The 18,490-nt window shown below is 62.1% G+C and carries 20 protein-coding genes; 14 read left to right on the top strand and 6 right to left on the bottom strand.

Translation table 11 applies throughout. The features are described from left to right. Positions 1–139: 139 nt before the first annotated feature. The 6 genes from HZF03_RS19375 to HZF03_RS19350 all read left to right on the top strand — a co-directional run bounded on the left by HZF03_RS19375 (position 140) and on the right by HZF03_RS19350 (position 4,584). Positions 140–523 carry a hypothetical protein gene (locus tag HZF03_RS19375; protein ID WP_119018997.1) on the top strand — a complete coding sequence of 128 codons (384 nt, stop codon included), beginning with the start codon at positions 140–142 and terminating at the stop codon, positions 521–523. A gap of 316 nt (positions 524–839) precedes the next feature. Then, positions 840–1,658: an isocitrate lyase/PEP mutase family protein gene (locus tag HZF03_RS19370; RefSeq protein ID WP_119018996.1), complete on the top strand. Its 819-nt coding sequence runs from the start codon at positions 840–842 to the stop codon at positions 1,656–1,658. Positions 1,659–1,832: 174 nt separating this feature from the next. Next, a complete protein-coding gene (locus HZF03_RS24595; RefSeq protein WP_338111529.1) occupies positions 1,833–2,147 on the top strand; it encodes a type II toxin-antitoxin system RelE/ParE family toxin in 315 nt (104 codons plus the stop codon). Continuing rightward, positions 2,128–2,478, top strand: coding sequence for a helix-turn-helix domain-containing protein (locus tag HZF03_RS19360; protein WP_119018995.1), 351 nt, complete (start codon positions 2,128–2,130; stop codon positions 2,476–2,478). Before HZF03_RS24595 ends, HZF03_RS19360 begins: the two co-directional genes overlap by 20 nt. Before the next feature lie 172 nt (positions 2,479–2,650). After that, positions 2,651–3,598 (top strand): DNA-methyltransferase, encoded by a 948-nt coding sequence (locus HZF03_RS19355; protein WP_119018994.1) that lies wholly within the window; start codon positions 2,651–2,653, stop codon positions 3,596–3,598. Between the two features lie 8 nt (positions 3,599–3,606). Beyond that, the gene (locus tag HZF03_RS19350; RefSeq protein WP_119018993.1) at positions 3,607–4,584 is read left to right on the top strand and encodes a hypothetical protein; all 978 of its coding nucleotides are present in this window, start codon (positions 3,607–3,609) and stop codon (positions 4,582–4,584) included. A gap of 150 nt (positions 4,585–4,734) precedes the next feature. Here the strand turns inward: HZF03_RS19350 and HZF03_RS19345 are convergent, their stop codons facing one another. Beyond that, entirely contained in the window at positions 4,735–5,409 is a 675-nt protein-coding gene (locus HZF03_RS19345) for a hypothetical protein (protein ID WP_119018992.1), read from the bottom strand. A 570-nt stretch (positions 5,410–5,979) separates the two neighbouring features. Next, positions 5,980–6,303, bottom strand: coding sequence for a DUF1476 domain-containing protein (locus HZF03_RS19340; RefSeq protein ID WP_011159360.1), 324 nt, complete (start codon positions 6,301–6,303; stop codon positions 5,980–5,982). Between the two features lie 298 nt (positions 6,304–6,601). On the opposite strand from HZF03_RS19340, the gene purC reads away from it, so the two are divergent. The 4 genes from purC to purQ all read left to right on the top strand — a co-directional run bounded on the left by purC (position 6,602) and on the right by purQ (position 8,819). After that, positions 6,602–7,369: a phosphoribosylaminoimidazolesuccinocarboxamide synthase gene (gene purC / locus HZF03_RS19335; RefSeq protein ID WP_011159359.1), complete on the top strand. Its 768-nt coding sequence runs from the start codon at positions 6,602–6,604 to the stop codon at positions 7,367–7,369. A 183-nt stretch (positions 7,370–7,552) separates the two neighbouring features. After that, positions 7,553–7,798, top strand: coding sequence for a phosphoribosylformylglycinamidine synthase subunit PurS (gene purS / locus HZF03_RS19330; protein ID WP_011159358.1), 246 nt, complete (start codon positions 7,553–7,555; stop codon positions 7,796–7,798). 23 nt (positions 7,799–7,821) lie between these two features. Beyond that, the gene (locus HZF03_RS19325) at positions 7,822–8,061 is read left to right on the top strand and encodes a hypothetical protein (RefSeq protein WP_011159357.1); all 240 of its coding nucleotides are present in this window, start codon (positions 7,822–7,824) and stop codon (positions 8,059–8,061) included. Between the two features lie 56 nt (positions 8,062–8,117). Next, on the top strand, positions 8,118–8,819 hold the full coding sequence (gene purQ / locus HZF03_RS19320; RefSeq protein ID WP_011159356.1) for a phosphoribosylformylglycinamidine synthase subunit PurQ: 702 nt from the start codon (positions 8,118–8,120) through the stop codon (positions 8,817–8,819). Between the two features lie 247 nt (positions 8,820–9,066). Here the strand turns inward: purQ and purB are convergent, their stop codons facing one another. Both purB and HZF03_RS19310 read right to left on the bottom strand, forming a co-directional pair. Further along, the gene (gene purB, locus HZF03_RS19315; protein WP_011159355.1) at positions 9,067–10,374 is read right to left on the bottom strand and encodes an adenylosuccinate lyase; all 1,308 of its coding nucleotides are present in this window, start codon (positions 10,372–10,374) and stop codon (positions 9,067–9,069) included. A gap of 487 nt (positions 10,375–10,861) precedes the next feature. Beyond that, positions 10,862–12,391 (bottom strand): esterase/lipase family protein, encoded by a 1,530-nt coding sequence (locus HZF03_RS19310; protein WP_119018991.1) that lies wholly within the window; start codon positions 12,389–12,391, stop codon positions 10,862–10,864. 183 nt (positions 12,392–12,574) lie between these two features. On the opposite strand from HZF03_RS19310, the gene HZF03_RS19305 reads away from it, so the two are divergent. Further along, positions 12,575–13,642 (top strand): IS481 family transposase, encoded by a 1,068-nt coding sequence (locus tag HZF03_RS19305; RefSeq protein ID WP_179906168.1) that lies wholly within the window; start codon positions 12,575–12,577, stop codon positions 13,640–13,642. Between the two features lie 60 nt (positions 13,643–13,702). On the opposite strand, the gene rpe is transcribed toward HZF03_RS19305, so the two are convergent. Beyond that, entirely contained in the window at positions 13,703–14,401 is a 699-nt protein-coding gene (gene rpe, locus HZF03_RS19300; RefSeq protein ID WP_119019823.1) for a ribulose-phosphate 3-epimerase, read from the bottom strand. Positions 14,402–14,670: 269 nt separating this feature from the next. Between rpe and HZF03_RS19295 the strand changes: the two genes are divergently transcribed. Further along, positions 14,671–15,438: an EF-hand domain-containing protein gene (locus HZF03_RS19295; RefSeq protein WP_119019822.1), complete on the top strand. Its 768-nt coding sequence runs from the start codon at positions 14,671–14,673 to the stop codon at positions 15,436–15,438. Positions 15,439–15,578: 140 nt separating this feature from the next. On the opposite strand, the gene HZF03_RS19290 is transcribed toward HZF03_RS19295, so the two are convergent. Then, positions 15,579–16,583 carry a P1 family peptidase gene (locus HZF03_RS19290; RefSeq protein ID WP_119019824.1) on the bottom strand — a complete coding sequence of 335 codons (1,005 nt, stop codon included), beginning with the start codon at positions 16,581–16,583 and terminating at the stop codon, positions 15,579–15,581. Between the two features lie 146 nt (positions 16,584–16,729). On the opposite strand from HZF03_RS19290, the gene HZF03_RS19285 reads away from it, so the two are divergent. Together HZF03_RS19285 and HZF03_RS19280 are read left to right on the top strand one after the other, a co-directional pair. After that, positions 16,730–17,464: a cytochrome c biogenesis CcdA family protein gene (locus tag HZF03_RS19285; RefSeq protein ID WP_011159350.1), complete on the top strand. Its 735-nt coding sequence runs from the start codon at positions 16,730–16,732 to the stop codon at positions 17,462–17,464. Between the two features lie 592 nt (positions 17,465–18,056). After that, positions 18,057–18,344, top strand: coding sequence for a GIY-YIG nuclease family protein (locus tag HZF03_RS19280; protein WP_119019821.1), 288 nt, complete (start codon positions 18,057–18,059; stop codon positions 18,342–18,344). The last annotated feature ends 146 nt before the right edge of the window (positions 18,345–18,490 follow it).

The raw sequence follows: 18,490 nt of genomic DNA, 5'->3' as shown, positions 1-18,490 counted from the left end.
AGCGTCCTAACTCAAGGGCCAATTTACGTGCGATGAATCCATCCGTCTTCGGCATTTGCGTTATTCATCGGAGTACTTCATCCCGCCTCAATCCATCGCTGATACGTTCGTGCCGTTTCTGATCGCAGGGGATGTGTCAATGTTACCATTGAAGTATTCCTATCTTGCCGCGGCCGCTTCTGTGTTGCTGGCCGGTCCCGTCGCCGCACAGACGGCGCCTGCTGTCGCTGATGGGCAGGGCACGCCGGTTCGCGTGCAGACCACGCTCTCCTTCTTCATGTCCGGGAGCGGTGCTGAGGACGAGCTGCCGCAAAAGCTCGATCAGGCACGTAAGATCGTATTTCAACTGGCGGCGCGGGAATGCGAGCTGCTGCGCAGTACGATCGCCAAGGATTGCAAGCTGGACTCCGTCAACAGCAACGTCCGGCAGATCGAGGGCCGACCGCCGCAGCTCCAGCAGCCGACCGGCTACAACGTCAGCGGGACAATTCAGTCGACGGTCAGCTTGAAGGCGCAGCCTTGATCGCTCCAGACGGCCGGCGTCCGCGAGCGATCCGTTAACGTTCGGCCCGCTTTCGCGTCTGAGCGAGTGAACAGGCTCGCCCAGCGCTTGTGTTCGCATGGGCGACCTGGGGCGAGATGCAGACGGCTGCTTGCCGCCCAGCTCGATTCGCTGTGATTCGTCACCGCTTTGTTCCAGCTGCGTTCGGAACGTTAAGGCGCGTGGTGGCGGCTGTCGCAGGGTGGGACACTTCGGCTGTCGTCGGCGGCTTCGACGCCGCGGTCGGCCCCGTGCTAGCGTCCCGCCAACAACAGCCAACATCACAGGGAGATCGCCAATGATCACGACCGCCGCCAAGCGTGCCACGTTTCGCAAGCTGCACGAGGCCGGCTGCTTCGTGCTGCCGAATCCGTGGGATGTCGGCTCGGCGCGGGCGCTCGCGTCGCTCGGGTTTCAGGCGCTGGCCTCGACCAGTGCGGGCTTTGCGTGGTCGGCGGGGCGGGCGGACAATCAGGTGAGCTGCGACGACGTGCTGGCGCATCTGACGACGCTGTGCGCGGCGGTGGATCTGCCGATCAATGCCGATTTCGAGAACGGCTTTGCCGACAGCCCCGACGGCGTCGCCGCCAATGTGACGCGCGCGATCGCCACCGGCATCGCCGGGCTGTCGATCGAGAATACGACCTCCGATCCGGCGCAGCCGTTCTACGACGATGCGCTCGCCGCCGAGCGGATCAAGGCGGCGCGGGCGGCGATCGACGCGTCGGGTGAGGACGTCGTGCTGGTGGCGCGCTGCGAAGGCTTCTTCAAGGGCGAGCGCGATCTCGCCAAGACAGCCGCGCGGCTGGTGGCGTTCGCCGAGGCCGGCGCCGATTGCCTGTACGCGCCGGGCGTCACCACCGAGGCCGAGATCACCACGCTGGTGAAGGCGGTGGCGCCGAAGCCGCTCAACGTGTTGATCGCGCAGCCGAGCATGACGGTGCCGCTGCTCGCCGACCTCGGCGTCCGCCGCATCAGCGTCGGCGGCTCGCTGGCGCGCTGCGCCTGGGCCGGCTTCCTCGGCGCCGCGCGCGAGATCGCCGAGCAGGGCACGTTCACGGCATTCGGCGGGGCGACCAAGGGCGCGGAGCTGAACGGGCTGTTTGGGGGGAAGTAATAACCCCAGCAGATGTCTCAACCCTTGCCGGCCTCGGCTTTTTCATGATAAGAACAAACAAAGAACATTTACTCCCGTTGTTCGCATCCCAAAATTGGGATATTGTCATGCAGCCGCGACTTGTAAGCGGAGAAAAGCCGCTCCATTGGATGGGCTCATCGAACGAGGGCCTGTGTGCCTTTCGTTGCCGGTGCAGCGCGAAATCGGCAATGTGCTGGGGCTGGCGCAGTTCCGCGGCGAGCATCCGCGCGCCAAGCCCTGGAAGGGCGAGGGGCCGGGCGTGTTCGAAATGGTCGACGATTCGACTGCGACACCTACCGGGCGGTCTATACGGTGCGCTTCCGGCACGCTGTCCACGTGCTGCACGCATTCCAGAAAATATCGCCGCGCGGGATCCGAACCGCGCGCGGCGATATCGAACTCATTGCGCGGCGGCTGAAGCTCGCCCGACAGGACGACGAGGCCCGTGATGGCGAGAACGACCGCTAGCAAAGGCATGGCAGCTGAGATCACCCGCGGCAGCGGCAATGTGTTTGCTGACCTGGGCATGGCCGACGCGGAGGAGAGGCAGACCAAGCTCAGGCTCGCCTACGCTCTGAACGCGGTGATCGACCGCGCTCGCCTGAGCCAAGCCGCTGCCGCCGGGAGGCTCGGGATCAACCAGCCCAAGGTCTCTGCCCTGCGCAACTACAAACTGGAAGGCTTTTCGGTCGAGCGGCTGATGACGCTGCTGACCACGCTCGATCAGGATGTCGAGATCGTCATCCGCAAAAAGCCGCGCTCGCGCGCGACGGCGCGGATCAGCGTTGTGGCGGCGTGACGGGGCAATACGTCGTGCTGGACACAGATTTTGTGAGGCCTCTTGCCGTCCATGCCGCCGACGAGGACAGTCGCTGTAATGTGGCGATTCGTCTTTCGGACGGCGCCCAACACCTGAATGGAAGCTCGAAATGCGAGGCGGAGTGCCTGCGGTTGCTAAGAAATCGGTTCACATGCTGAAGCGTCGTGAAATCGAAGCTGTCGAAGTCAGGCAAAGCGTCCATCCCGCTGGGCTAGTTAAGGGCGTTAGTCCTGCCTATCGTACGACTTTTGGCGCGGCATATTGCATGGATTCCCTGGGGCTGCTTGAACGAATTCCAGATCGTAGCGTGCAGTTGGTGGTCACCTCGCCGCCCTACGGATTACACTTCAAAAAGGAATATGGAAACGTCGAGAAGGATCGCTATGTCGAGTGGTTACTTCCGTTCGCGAAGCAAATCCATCGGGTTCTGTCGGATGACGGTAGCTTCGTTCTCAACATCGGCGGTAGTTATAATAAGGGCGAGCCGACACGGTCGCTGTATCATTTTCGGCTGCTAATCGCTCTTTGTGACCAGATAGGTTTTCATCTGGCGCAAGAGTGTTTTTGGTACAATCCAGCGAAGCTTCCGGCGCCTGCGGAATGGGTGAACGTTCGTCGATGTCGCGTTAAGGATAGCGTCGAATACGTCTGGTGGTTATCGAAGTCACAATGGCCCCAGGCAGATAATCGCCAGGTCCTCGTGCCATACAGCGGTGATATGAAGCGATTAATCGCGAAGGGTTATAAGGCGAAAGTACGTCCTAGCGGACACAACATCACCAGTAAATTCCAGAAGGATCAAGGAGGGTCGATTCCTTCCAACTTGATCATTAGGGGTAACAACGAGAGCAACTCCGATTACCTCAAGGAGTGCCGAAGGCTCGGTCTGAAGGTTCATCCGGCTCGATTCCCCGCAGCCTTGCCTGACTTCTTCATCAAGCTCCTGACGAATGAGGGGGATGTCGTCATTGACCCGTTCGCAGGAAGCAATACAACAGGCCGGGTCGCTCAGGACTTGTCGCGTAAATGGATTTCCTCCGAAGTCGAATCATCTTACGTGGATGCCTCTAAGATTCGTTTCCCTGAGCTTGGTAGCTAAGTTCAGATATGTCGTACCTCAACTATCTCGACCGGCTTTTCCCGGACGGAGATTGGCCCGGCCGGCTCCGCGTCGCGAAGGCTGCTCACCTTGTCGCGAAGGGAATCGACCCCAAGGACGCTGTCAAAGAGGTTCGCTCGAGAAAGATTTTCGTTGATGCCGTGTTGGCCGCTTCGGACCCAGTCGAGCATGTGCTCGGTGTAACAGGGGCAGAGGTGAGTGAGAGGGCGAGAGCATCGGCTCTCATGAGCCTCTCAACAATGCTCCTCGGTCATGCCGCGGAAGTTGCGTTTGAGAATATTTATGCTGATGCGATGCAAACGGATGAGGTCGAACTCCTCGATCAGCGAGAGGGTAGAACAGATACTGACTACATTTTGCGCAATGGTAAGCAGCGGAAATTGTTCCGTCTTAATATCAAGTTTTTTGGGTCTTACTTCCGGCGAGCGACCGATCTCGTTGGACTTGAGACGGGCGATTGCTTCCCGCTAGCGACTTATAAGATATTCGCTGCCACAAAGAAGCAGGAAGAACAGCATCTTCCATATATCTTCTTGATTGTGGGTGTTCAAGACTTGAACGCTGCTTCTCTCAAGGATTTTCTCCCTATGGAAGCCTTGGAGTTTTTGGCGCTGCTAAAAAGCTCGCCGAAGGACGGTCTCCACATCCGTGATGTGGAGGACGCTATAGTGGCTAATCTTCGTGCGGAGGAGCACGCGGCCTTCAACTTTGCTTACAGTCGCATCAAGCAGGCGAGCTGGTACGTATTGTCGGCCCGTCGAGCCGACAATCTGCTCCGAGAGCTGCTGTTCGAGCGGGTGTATGCTGTAAGAGTTAAGTCATTTACCAGCGCTTTCAGAAACGCGGAGGTTGATATGCATTTCTCACTTCAGAACGACATGATGCCTCTTGCGAGTTTCTTTGAGGCGCTGAAAGATCAAGGCATTCCGATGGTGACTGCCATGCTAGAGCGTGGCACTATCTAGGCCTTTGACCTGGAGCCGCAGCGGCGGCTCGCGGGAATTCATTTCCATCTCGACTCCTCGTTTTAGCCGCTCGACCCTCCCCGCAAGGGGGAGGGTGATGCTGTGGCGACTGCAGGTTTTCACCGGCGAAGCCGCCGCTGATTGCTCCGCCTACTCCCTCCGTCTCGGTCCCCGCCGCACCACCTCTCGCTTCGGCGGAGTGTAGGCGTCGTCCAGCAGCGCCATGGCTTCGGCCGGGATGCAGGTGGTGAAGACGCCGTTGTGACGCATGTCGGTCAAGGCCTTGCGGATCGCGGGCTCGCGGTCGAGCCAGTCCTCTTCGGTGCGGGGCGCCGGGCCAGGTTTGCCAGGGCGGCCGCGCCCTTTCTGGGTGAGCCGCGCCATTTTCAGGACCTCCATGGCCTCGATCAGCCGGTTGAGATCGACCGACGGCGCCCGCCACAGCTCGTCGGCGTAGCGTTCGGCGAGCTGCTGCAGTTTGCTGCTGAGCATCCGCAGCTTCAGCCGGCGGCCGGCGCGCTCGGTCGGCACGGTGTCGCTGGCGCGCGGCGCCAGTGGGTGACGCGTCCAATTGAACTCACTCTTCCAGCGCCCGACGGTGCCGGCGCTGACGCCGGTCTTCGCCGCGATCTCCTTGTAGGTGAACGAGGTCTCCTCGATCAGCCGGCGCACATGAGCGACCTTGGCATTGGTGTGCAGTCGCTTGCAGCCCTTCGGACGGCCACCCGGGACCGGCGGCGGTCCGTCGTCCAGTGCCGCCAGGATCGGCCGATCGATGGGGGAGTCGATCACGCGAATGGGGGAGCGAAAAACCGGGAAGGGCATGCTGGGGCTCCGGTCAAAGCAGGGCATCAATCGATCATAAGAATATATACCTAGGAATTGTGCCGCCGGCAAGTCCCGGACATCGCGGCCGGTGCAGCCGGATGAGCGGCGTCAGATCCGGATTTTGCCTCTTGTGCCTGGGCCTGCATTCGCTGCGCTTGTGCGGGCTACCCGCTGGCAACGGCAGGGGCCGCCGCCGCACCGTCGCGCCGATGGCCCCGCGCTGCCGCGTCCCGATCGTTTCGATCCGGGATGTTAACTCTTCCGCGCCGTTCACCGACCCTGGGCAAGGGGGGCGGCCTCCACCCTTGGTGTCAGCGGGAATGCGGACGCACAAGCTGGAGCACTCGCCGCGCCGGCAAGGCCGATTCGCAGCGATTCGTCGCCGCTTTGTTCCGTCTGCGTGCCGAGTGTTAAAGCGGGGATGGCGGACTGTTGCAGAGCGGGACACCCTCGACGGTGGTCCCCCGAAAACCTGCAGCGGAAACACAAATGCCCGGGACAGGCCCGGGCATTTGAAAATTCGATCAAGCAATCAGGCTGGCCGCCGCGGCGGCCGGCGGGAACCCGTCAGGTTCCGGCCTTCACCTCTTGCACGGCCTGGGCATAGAACTCGGCCATCTTGGCGCGCAGTTCGGTCTCCGGCAGGGTGATGCCCTTGTCGGTGAGGTCCTTGGTGACCTTGCGCACCACGTCGTCGTCGCCGGCCTCTTCGAGGTCGGCGATCACCACCTCTTTGGCGTAGGCGGCGGCAGCGTCGCCGGACAGGCCGAGCTTCTCGGCGATCCAGAGGCCCAGCAGCTTGTCGCGGCGCGCCTCGGCCTTGAACTTCTGCTCCTCGTCGAGCGCGAACTTCCTCTCGAAGCCTTCTTCGCGCTTGTCGAACGTGGTCATGTCTGATGTTCCGATCTTGAGCCGGCAGAACGGCCGGTTTGCGGTGGGCGGGTTCGATGCCTAGATATCCAGAGCCGCCCGTTAAGACAACTGCCACAATGGCGCACAGCGAGGGGTAAAACTCCAGGGCCACCCGGCCGGATCGATTGTATCGAGGGGGCCAATCAGCTAGGTTGCAGCGAGGCTGGGTTCTCGTTCTGTTTCCTATTCCTGGCCTGTTCGGCAGCTCCGCCGTGGGCCGCTTTCGTCAGACGGAGCCCACCACCCGATGGATTTCAACAAAACACGGTACATCCCCATGAGCCGGCGACGTCGCATTTACGAAGGCAAGGCCAAGGTGCTGTATGAAGGTCCGGAACCCGGAACGCTGATTCAGCACTTCAAGGACGACGCCACCGCGTTCAATGCCAAGAAGCACCAGGTGATCGAGGGCAAGGGCGTCCTCAACAACCGGATCTCCGAGTACCTGTTTCAGCACCTCAACGACATCGGGGTGCCGACCCATTTCATCCGCCGCCTCAACATGCGCGAGCAGCTGATCCGCGAAGTCGAGATCGTGCCGCTCGAGGTGGTGGTGCGCAACGTCGCCGCGGGTTCGCTGTCGCAGCGGCTCGGGATCGAGGAGGGCACGCAACTGCCGCGCTCGATCATCGAGTTCTACTACAAGAACGACCAGCTCAACGACCCGATGGTCTCGGAAGAGCACATCACCGCGTTCGGCTGGGCGACGCCGCAGGAGATCGACGACATCATGGCGCTGGCGATCCGCGTCAATGATTTCCTCACCGGTCTCTTCCTCGGCATCGGCATCCGCCTGGTCGACTTCAAGATGGAGTGCGGCCGGCTGTTCGAAAGCGAGATGATGCGCATCATCGTCGCCGACGAAATCTCGCCGGACAGCTGCCGGCTGTGGGACATCAAGTCGAACGAGAAGCTCGACAAGGACCGCTTCCGCCGCGATCTCGGTGGCCTGCTGGAGGCCTACACCGAAGTCGCCAAGCGCCTCGGCATCCTGATGGAAAACGAGCGTCCGATCGGCTCCGGCCCGGTGCTGGTGAAGGGCTGACGTCGCTCGGGCGCGCTGAGCGCCCCGTCGACGTCGTTCCGGGGCGCCGCGCAGCGGCGAACCCGGAATCCAGAAGTTATAGAACGATCGAGATTCCGGGTTCGCTCGCTTGTGCGAGCGCCCCGGAATGACCAGCGGGGCGAGGCTTGCGCCCGGCATGACGAGGGGATCATCGAGGCGACCATGAAGGCACGGGTAACTGTTACCTTGAAGAACGGGATCCTGGATCCGCAGGGCAAGGCGATCGAGGGCGCGCTGAAGTCGCTCGGCGTCGCCGGCATCGCCAGCGTGCGCCAGGGCAAGGTGTTCGACATCGAGCTCGACGGCGCCGCCGACAAGGCCAAGGCCGAAGCCGCCCTCAAGGACGCCGCCGACAAGCTGCTGGCCAACACCGTGATCGAGAATTATCGCGTCGAGGTGCTGGGCTAAGCCGACGTTCAGAGGATCAGGTCATGGCTGAAGTGAGCAATGAGTTGATTTTCGAGGTGCTGAAGCAGGTTCAGCAGCGATTGGACAAGGTCGACCATAAGGTGGACGAACTGAAGTCCGAAATGAACGCCATGCGTGGCTATTTGATTTCCATGCAACAGGACGTCCAGAACGTGTACGCAATCCTTGGTCGCTACGACGGCCGGCTCGAGCACATTGAGCGCCGTCTCGAACTGAATGACGCACCGGCAATCTCGACCTGACAAATAGCAGTCGACGAGATCGTCCCAGGCCCGCTCTACGCGAAATCGGAAATTGCATGAAATCCGCCGTCCTCGTCTTCCCCGGCATCAATCGCGAGCGCGACATGGCGCGCGCGCTGAAACTCGTCTCCGGCAACGATGCCGCCATGGTGTGGCACGCCGAAACCGAGCTGCCGAAGGGCACCGACCTCGTCGTCGTTCCCGGCGGCTTCTCCTATGGCGATTACTTGCGCTGCGGCGCGATCGCGGCGCGGGCGCCGGTGATGGACGCGGTGCGCAAGTTCGCCGCCGATGGCGGCCTGGTGCTCGGCGTCTGCAACGGTTTCCAGATCCTGTGCGAGTCCGGCCTGCTGCCGGGCGTCCTGATGCGCAACGCGCGGCTGAAATTCATCTGCCGCGACGTGCATCTGCGCGTCGAGCGCAACGACACTCCGTTCACCCAGGGTTACAAGGCCGGGCAGGTGATCAAGGTGCCGGTGGCGCACGGCGAAGGCAACTACGAAGCCGACGAAGACACCGTGAAGCGGCTCGAAGGCGACGGGCGGGTGCTGTATCGCTACTGCTCGCCGGAAGGTGAAGTCGGCGAGAGCCACAACATCAACGGCGCCGCCGCCTCGATCGCCGGCATCGTCTCCGAGCGCGGCAACGTGCTCGGCATGATGCCGCACCCGGAAAACCACGTCGAAGACATCATGGGCTGCACCGACGGCCGCGGCCTGTTCGCCGGCCTCGCCCAGCACCTCGCCAAGGCGGCCTGAGCGGCAGCTCTTTGGTGATCTTCGTCATGGTCGGGCTTTGTCCCCGCCATTCACGTCTTGCTTGCGCATCGGTCTGAAGACGCTGATGCTCGGCACAAGGCCGGGCATGACCTGTCGTGAGTCTGAACCGAAGCTCCGTGCTTGAGCGGGTGGCCGGTTTCGTGCGTATCAGGCTTGCCGCAGCCATGAAAAAAGCCCCCGCGAACCGGGGGCTTTTTGTTGAGCGACGCCGTTTCGGTGGCGATTGTCAGCTCTCGCCGAACACCCGCTTGAAGATGGTGTCGACGTGCTTGTGGTGATAGCCGAGGTCGAACTGCTCTTCGATCTCGTCGTCGGTCATGTACTTCCTGACGTCCGGGTCCTTCTTCAGCAGCGACAGGAAGTCGCCTTCGCCGCGCCACACCGGCATCGCGTTGCGCTGGACCAGCTTGTAGCTCTCCTCGCGCGAGCAGCCCTTCTGGGTCAGTGCCGTGAGCAGCCGCTGCGAATGCACCAGGCCGCCGAGGCGGTCGAGGTTCTTGGTCATGTTCTCCGGATACACCACCAGCTTCTCGATCACGCCGGCGAGGCGGTTGAGCGCGAAGTCCAGCGTCACGGTGGCGTCGGGCGCCAGCATCCGCTCGGCCGACGAGTGCGAGATATCGCGCTCGTGCCACAGCACCACGTTCTCCATCGCCGGCATCACATAGGCGCGGACCATGCGGGCGAGGCCGGTGAGGTTCTCGGTCAGCACCGGGTTGCGCTTGTGCGGCATCGACGAGGAACCCTTCTGGCCCTCGGAGAAATACTCCTCGGCCTCGAGCACTTCGGTGCGCTGCAGATGGCGGATCTCGGTGGCGAGCCGCTCCATCGACGAGGCGATCACGCCGAGCACGGCGAAGAACATCGCGTGGCGGTCGCGCGGGATGACCTGCGTCGAGACCGGCTCGACCGCGAGGCCCATCGCCTTGGCGACGTGCTCTTCGACCCGCGGATCGATGTGGGCGAAGGTGCCGACCGAGCCGGAGATCGCGCAGGTCGCGACTTCCTTACGGGCCGCCACCAGGCGGTCGCGGGCGCGGCTGAATTCGGCATAGGCGTAGGCCATCTTCAGGCCGAACGTCACCGGCTCGGCGTGGATGCCGTGTGAGCGGCCGATCGACGGCGTCATCCGGTGTTCGAAGGCGCGGGCCTTCAGTGCCGCCAGCACGCGGTCGAGGTCGGCCAGCAGGATGTCGGCGGCGCGGGTGAGCTGGACGTTGAAGCAGGTGTCGAGCACGTCCGACGAGGTCATGCCCTGGTGCACGAACCGCGACATCGGCCCGACGAACTCGGCCAGATGGGTCAGGAAGGCGATGACGTCGTGCTTGACCTCGCGCTCGATCTCGTCGATCCGCGCCACGTCGAACGCGGCGTCCTTGCCGCCCTTCCAGATCGCCTCGGCGGCCTCCTTCGGGATCACCCCGAGCGCAGCCTGCGCGTCGGAGGCGTGGGCCTCGATCTCGAACCAGATCTTGAAGCGGGTCAGCGGCTCCCAAATGGCAGCCATTTCCGGACGGGTATAACGCGGGATCATCGCAAACTCGTGGGTTTTGGGGGATTACGCCGCGCTTTAGCAGACGCGGGGCGGGGAGGCGAGTCGAACGGGCGCCCTCCCACTTTTCGTTCGTCATTCCGGGGCGCTCGCGCAGCGAGCGAACCTGGAATCCATAGTCCCTGGACTCGCAGTGACGCAGAGCGCCGCAACCGCCGTGCCTCTCACCGAGTGCGGTGGTTATGGATTCCGGGCTCGCGCTCCGCGCGCCCCGGAATGACGAACGGAATCGATTGTCTTGGCAACATTCTTATTGTGATTATAGTCCGCACCATCCTGTTCGTGAGGGGCGCTTCGCGAGGCGTCGTACAAGCGGGACAGATCGGCGGGCCGGGCAACCGGTTCGGAACGATGGTTCAACGAAGCCGGCACTGCGCCGGCGAAGTCGGAAAGATGCGTTGTCCTGCCCGCTGTGCCTCGCAAGCACATGTCCGGGAGCCTTCGGGTACCCGTCCGGCAACCGATAGGATCAATTTATCTCTTCGATGCCCCTTGGGGTTATCCGCGCGATTTTCATCACCACCGAATCGATGTCCGCCTCCCTAATTCTCGATCCGACTTCGCCAGTATGTTCGATAAAATCATTGAAGCCGATAAATGTAGCAACTCTAGGAGTCTTCTCTTTCGTTTGCCCCAGCAGTTCATTTTCGCGTCGCTTAACGTTTCGAAAATCTGTGATATCGCCTTCTCGAAAATGGAACTTGAGAGTTGTGGAAAAAGGCACGATGTCCTCGCCATCAAGAGTAATAGTTACAGGTATCGAAAATGTCATAGCGGTCTCAAGTCTCGCGGAGACGCCGTCCTTGAATGTGACAGGGTGTGTTCCTGAATATACTGTCGAGCGTTTTGCGAATATATAATCTCTAATCGTGAATTGGGTGTGCGGTGGAAGGCTGGGTATCTTGTAACTGACCCTTGCAATTCCTTCCTTGTCCCCACGGTCCGTTACCATCCGAATCTCGCGCGCCTCGGCAAGTCGGTCGAAAGTGCGTCCCACTTGAGCCTGGTAGAAGAAATTCAGCATCTCAAGAGTCATGAAGACGTTCTTAATGCTTTTTGGTGACGAGCTGTGGATGCAGAAAACTAAGGGTATGGAAAAAGCTGTTGCTCCATCAAATGGAAGAACAAAATAGAAATCGTTGGTCGTTGGTTGATCAAAGATACTGAAATAGAGCCGTTCCGCTCTGACTTTTGATGGTGCGGCTATTTCATTCGTGGAGGCGTGTTCCGCGATTGTGAACTCTCTTAGTAGTTTGCTGATTCCTAGGTAAACTGGTTGATTGCGGTCTAATGGCTTGCAGATGCCGATGTGATCTGCATCCACTGGAATGGTTTCGGAGTCTGCTGTGCCGGGGTCCGCAGAGAGTCTGTCGACAATGATCCCAAAGTTTTTCGTTCTGTGCGTTTCATAATAAGAGGCGGTTACTATCCCAAGGCTATTGGCCGTTCGCTGATAGTTCGTTCGAAGCTGGTCTAGTTCATCGCTGCCCGATCGGAGTAGTTTGATATACTTGGAGCTGAGTCGCGGCAGAAAATAGCTCAGCGCTGAAGCGGTGCCGGAGCCGGAATGAGGCGTTGCCAAGAAAATGACTAGCCGGATGCTTTCCGCAATTTTTTTCCAGGCGGGATTGGAAGACTCAAGTCCAGTTCTAATGACTTGTTTTATAAGAAGGCCCCCTAGGCTGTGGGTAACGAATGCGATTTGTCTCTCGCCAAAGTTGTAAGAGGCTAGGTAGTGGAGAATTGACTTGGAGCGCTCATACAACGACATTTCCTTTTTAGCCCAGCTTTCAAGAATGTCAGTCGGATATCCGAGAGTGTAGACATTCAGCGTGGGGACATCTTCGCAAATCCACTTCGGCCAGAACCCTCCTAGGGGATCTCTTGATTGTGTGGAGGTCCAAGTGGTTTCGAGGTGCCCGCAGAGTCCATGAACGTAGATGGCATCAGCGATTCCAGTGCGGGCTGATACTCTCGCAAGAGTGAACGTGTTGGCCATATTAATAACTAATACATCAATTGCCTTGAGTGTCCTGAGATCGTAATCACCTGACAGTTTGGCCCCGAAAGAACCGGGCGCGGACCGCAAGAGTCCGAGCGCCCGGTTCCGGTGGTCACGCCGCGTCCGAGCGGGTTTGATGGTGTCGCCAAACGACCAATCGAACCTCAAGGACAAACGATCATGACCTCCAAGGACAAGATAGCACGGCGCAAGCTCTCGTTGCTGGAGCTGGCCACGGATCTTCAGAACGTCAGCCGCGCCTGCAAGGTGATGGGTTATTCCCGGCAGCAGTTCTACGAGATCCGCCGCAACTTCCAGACCTTCGGCGCCGAAGGCCTGATCGACCGGCTGCCCGGCGCCAGGGGGCCGCATCCCAACCGCGTCTCGGCCGAGATCGAGGCAGCCGTGCTCGACCACGCCCTGGTGCACCCGTGCCACGGCGCGGTGCGTGTCGAGCAGGAGCTGCGGCTGAAAGGCCTGCAGGTCTCCGCCGGCGGCATCCGCGGGGTGTGGCAGCGCCATGGCCTGCTGACCAAGCACGAGCGGCTGCTGCGGCTGGAGAAGACCACCGCCGAGCGCACCATCGAGCTCTCGGACGAACAGACAAGGCTGCTCGAACGGTTCTCGCCCGAGTTCCGGGAGCGCCACATCGAGGCCCCGCACACCGGCAGCCTCGTCGCCGTCGACACTTTCTTCGTCGGCACGCTCAAGGGTGTCGGCAAGGTCTATCTGCAGACCGCGATCGACTGCCATAGCCGCTACGCCTTCGCCCGGCTCTACTCCAGCAAGCTGCCGGTCACCGCCGTGCATTTGATGAACAACGACGTGCTGCCGACCTTCGAGGCGCACGACGCCAAAATCGAGACCGTGCTGTCCGACAACGGCCGGGAGTTCTGCGGCCGGCCCGACCAGCATCCCTACGAGCTGTTCCTGCAGCTCGAGGACATCGACCACCGCACCACACGGGTGAAGCGGCCGCAGTCCAACGGCATCGTCGAGCGGCTGCACCGCACCCTGCTCGACGAGCACTTCCGGGTCGAGGGTCGCCGCACCTGGTTCGAAACCATCGACGAGATGCAGACCGTTCTCGACGACTACCTGGTCGGCTACAATCAGCGCCGGCCGCACCAGGGCCGCGGCATGAACGGCCGCACACCGGCCACCGCCTTCGTCGAAGGGCTGCCCACGTCACAGCAAAGGAAGGAGGGAAAGAAAGCCGGAAAACAAGCCACCAAAGTAGCCGCCTGACGCCGCCCGCTCACCGCGGCACTGTCAGCCGATTACCCTCTCTGTACACCTTGAGTGAACCTAAACCACTTCGCCTCTCGCCGCCGCCGCCGCGTTCCTGATCCCGGCGATGTTGGCCTTGTACGCCTCCACCGTGCCGCCCTTGAACACCGCGCTGCCGGCCACGAATGCGTTCGCACCCGCTGCGGCGAGTTCGCCGGCGACCTTGTCGGAGACGCCGCCGTCGACTTCGATGTCGATCGGGCGGCCGGCCACCATGGCGCGGATCTGCTTGATCTTCTGAACCGCGCTCGGGATGAACGCCTGGCCGCCGAAGCCGGGGTTCACCGACATCACCAGCACCAGGTCGATGTCGTCGAGCACGTATTCGATCGCGCTCGGGTGCGTGCCGGGATTGAGCGAGACGCCGGCCTTCTTGCCGAGCGCGCGGATTGCCTGCAGCGAGCGGTGCAGATGCGGGCCGGCTTCGGCGTGCACGGTGATGATGTCGCAGCCGGCCTTGGCGAAGGCCTCCAGATACGGATCGCACGGCGCGATCATCAGATGGGCGTCGAACACCTTCTTGGTGTGCGGCCGCATCGCCTTGATCACGTCCGGGCCGTAGGAAATGTTCGGCACGAAATGGCCGTCCATCACGTCGAGATGGATCCAATCGCAGCCGGCGGTATCGACCGCGCGGACCTCTTCGCCGAGCTTGGAAAAATCCGAGGCGAGGATCGAGGGCGCAATGGCGAGCGGACGGAGCGCGAAGGAGGACATCAGGGCTTCCAGGTGCGTGTGGGGTGGATCAGCTTCGCTACCACGCCGCGCCGTCTCCCCGCAAATCGAGGGCGCAAGCACGGGCCGCGCAGGCTCGGCAGGTTGTGCCGGATGGGGCAGAAATTGCCGTCCCGCCCGCGCGGGGCGCGCGAAAAACACCAGCATTTACCGATGCTTCGCAGCTGGCACGGCGATTGCTTATCGCAGGGGTGGAATGATCCGTGCGTAGTTGCCGGCCGCGGCCAGCGGTGTAATGCGGAGCTTCGATCATGCTGCCTGCCATTGGCGCGCTGGGCGCGCTGTCCGGACTGCTCAATACGCTGAGCTCGACGTCGAAATCGTCGTCGCAGACCACCAGCTTCACCAACCCGTTCGCCAGCTCGAGCAGCAGCACGAGCACGTCGTCGTTCCCGACCCTGTCGACCAGCGGCACCGGCTCGTTTCCGTCGAGCGGGCTGTCGCAGGAGACCATGCAGGCGCTGCTCGATGCGCAAAGCCAGCAGTCGACCTCCAGCTCCAACTCGACCGCCTCAAAGACGCGCGACTCCGCGCTGAAGGATCTGTTCAAGCAGATCGACGCCGACGGCGACGGCTCGATCACCAAGAGCGAATTCGAGAACGCGCTCGGCGCCGGCGGCACCAATGTCGCCAATGCCGACAAGGTGTTCGGCAAGATGGACGCCAACAACGACGGCAAGGTCAGCATGGACGAGATGTCCTCGGCGCTGAAGAGCGGCCGTCGGCATCATGCGCATGGCGGTGGTGGAGCGAACGGTGGCAACGGCGGTGGCGGCAGCAGCGATCCGCTACTGCAGGCGCTGTCCGGCTCGTCCTCGACCAGCGTCACCAATTCCGATGGCAGCGTGACCACCTCCGTCACCTACTCGGACGGCAGCAAGGTGACGATGACCTCGGCGGCGACCGGCTCGTCGTCGAGCAGCGCCACCTCGTCGTACAATTTCGTCGAGCAGCTGATCCAGCGCCAGGCGTCGCAGATCCAGGCGGCCTCGGCCAAGTCGCTGTCGGTCAGCGCCTGATCACCGACGCTTGGTCCCGATGATGAATTGCCCGGCTCGGCCCGACAATTCATCGCCCTCGACAAGCCGAATGATGATCAACGTGCGCGTGATGAACCCGCGGATGACGACATCGAACGGCGCAGCACTGTTGCCTCAGATTATCGCTTCGAGCCGAACCGGTCGCGCCACGCCGGCTGCGCGTCCTTGAACGGCAGCGCGGTGGCCTCATAGACGCCGCGAGCGATTGCCCGCGCCACCGTGTTGGCCGCGATGGTGCCGAGCTCGGTGAGACCTGCGAGCGGCTCGACCGGTTTGACGCCGGTCGCCGCGGCGAACACCACGTCGCCATCGAGCGGCGCATGCACCGGGTAGATCGCGCGGGCGAACCCGGTCTGCGCCAGCATCGCCAGCCGCTTCACCTGCGGCTTGGTGAGGTTCGCGTCGGTCACCACCGCGACCAGCGTGGTGTTCTCGATCGCGCTCGCTGCCGCCGCGCCCTTCAGTCGCACCTTCAGCATGTCCGGCGTGAAGCTGTCCGGCATCCCGAGCCCGCCGAATTCGCCGTCCTGTTCAAACGGTGCCGACCAGAACCACGGGCCGTCGCCGATCGTGGCGCTGCCGATCGCGTTGACCACCGCGATAGCGCCGACGGTGACGCCGCCGGGCGTGGTTGCTGACGCCGAGCCCAGCCCGCCCTTCAGCGTTGCCGTGGTGGCGCCGAGGCCGGCGCCGACGCTGCCCAGCGCGAAGCTGTCGCCGGCGGCGTCCGCGGCCGCGTAGCCGAGGTCGCGATACGGCGAGAACCGGCCCCAGGCCTTGTCGCCGCCGTTGATCATGTCGAACACCACCGCGCCCGGCACGATCGGAATCGTCGCATTGCCGATCGCAAAGCCGCGTCCGCGCTCTGCGAGCCAGGCCTGCACGCCGCCGCCGGAATCGAGCCCGAATGCCGAGCCGCCCGACAGCGTGAAGCCGTCGATCTGCTCGACGGTGTTCACCGGTTCCAGCAGCGCGCCGTCGCGAATCCCAGGACCGCCGCCGCGCACGTCGATCGAAGCGACCGCGGGCTTGTCGAACAGGATCGCGGTAACGCCGGAAGCGAGCTTGTGGTCGTGCGCATGGCCGACGCGGACGCCGGCGACATCGGTGATGAGATTGTGCAAGATGGATCCGTCCGAGAGCTGAGCGAAGGCCGACATTGTCGGCATAAACAATTGGTCGAAGCAATCCCTCACGGTGCGATCACAAGGCGCGGAACGATGACGCAGCGGCTTGCATGGGCTTTACGCGCGGGTGCATGTAGCCGGCCATGATCCACGACGTCTCGATCCCCGCCGCCCTGATCGCCGGTCTGGTCAGCTTCCTGTCGCCCTGTGTGCTGCCGCTGGTGCCGCCGTACCTGATCTATCTGACCGGTGCGACCATCGAACACGTCGCCGCCGACGAAGCCGAGCGCACCTCGAAGCGTGCGGTGATGATCTCTGCGGCGATGTTCGTGCTCGGCTTCTCCACCGTGTTCGTCGCGCTCGGCGCCAGCGCGAGCCTCGTCGGCACCTTGATCCGCGCCTATTCGGCGCAGCTCGCGATCGTCGCCGGCGTCGTGATCATCCTGATGGGCCTGCACTTCCTTGGGCTGACGCGGATCAACATCCTGATGCGCGAAGGCCGCCTGCCGATTCCGAAGCCGGTCGGGTTGTGGGGCGCTTACGTGATGGGCCTAGCGTTTGCGTTCGGCTGGACGCCGTGCATCGGTCCGATCCTCGCTGCGATCCTGTCGGTGGCCGCGGCCGAAGCGACGGTGGCCAAGGGCGCAGGCCTGCTGGCGGTGTATTCGCTCGGCCTCGGCGTGCCGTTCCTGCTCGCCGCGCTGATGATCGAACAGTTCTCCGGCCTGTTCGCGCGCATGAAGAAACACCTCGCCACGGTCGAGCGGGCGATGGGCGTGCTGATGGTCCTCACCGGCATCGGCTTCCTCACCGGCGCCATCAGCGATGTCTCGATCTGGTTGCTGAATACGTTCCCGGCGCTGGGGAATATTGGGTAGGCGTCCTGCTCGCGGCCGGGCATCGAACCGAAATCCCTCGTCATCGCCGGGCTCGACCCGGCGATCCATCATCCCTGCAATTCCATGATGCAAGCGCGCTCGCGGATGGATGCGCGGGTCAAGCCGGCGCATGACGCTGTGTGAGTGGTCGCGATCTTGGCCAAGAGTGGATGGTGGCGGTAATCAATTCTCGGCGTCATTGCCGGGCTTGACCCGGCGACCCATCATCCTTGTAACCTGGATGCAAGCGCGTTCGCGCTCGGATGGATACGCGGGTCAAGCCGGCGCATGACGCTGTGTGAGTGATTGCGGTCTTGGCCATGAGCGGATGGTGGCGGTAATTAATTCTTGGCGTTATTGCCGGGCTTGACCCGGTGACCCATCATCCTTGTAATTCCTTGATGCAAGCGCGTTCGCGCTTGGATGGATGCGCGGGTCAAGCCCGCGCATGACGTTGTGTGAGTGATCGGGGTCTTGGCCAAGAGCGGATAGTGGCGGTAATCAATTCTCGGCGTCATTGCCGGGCTTGACCCGGCAATCCATCCTCTTGAATGATGAAGCGGTTCAGCGAGGCTCTCGGTGGAGAGTCGGCATGGCCTATTGGGTCTACATCCTCGCCAGTGCTCCGGGCGGCACGCTGTATGTCGGCGTGACCAACGACCTCGTCCGCCGCACCTATGAGCATCGTGAAGGACTGGTCGAGGGTTTTACCCGCAAATACGACGTCAAACGTCTCGTCTACTTTGAAGCGCACGATAGCATCATCGCCGCCATTCAGCGCGAGAAGAACATCAAGCATTGGCCGCGCGAGTGGAAGATCGACCTGATCGTCCGCGGCAATCCGGACTGGGACGATCTCTACGAAGAAATCATTCGTTGATGGATGTGTGGGTCAAGCCCGCGCATGACGTCCGTACTGGGGGGCGATTCTGCTTTCACCCGCGTCATTGCCGGCTCGACCCGGCAATCCATCATCTTCCTAAGAGCCGATACGGCGTAGGCTTCTTTGTCCGAGAGCGGATGCGC

The organism is Rhodopseudomonas palustris (assembly GCF_013415845.1).
In the GTDB taxonomy this organism is placed as follows: Bacteria; Pseudomonadota; Alphaproteobacteria; order Rhizobiales; family Xanthobacteraceae; genus Rhodopseudomonas; species Rhodopseudomonas palustris_F.
The sequence above is the reverse complement of the archived record's forward strand: the minus strand, read 5'-3'. Positions and strand labels throughout refer to the sequence as shown.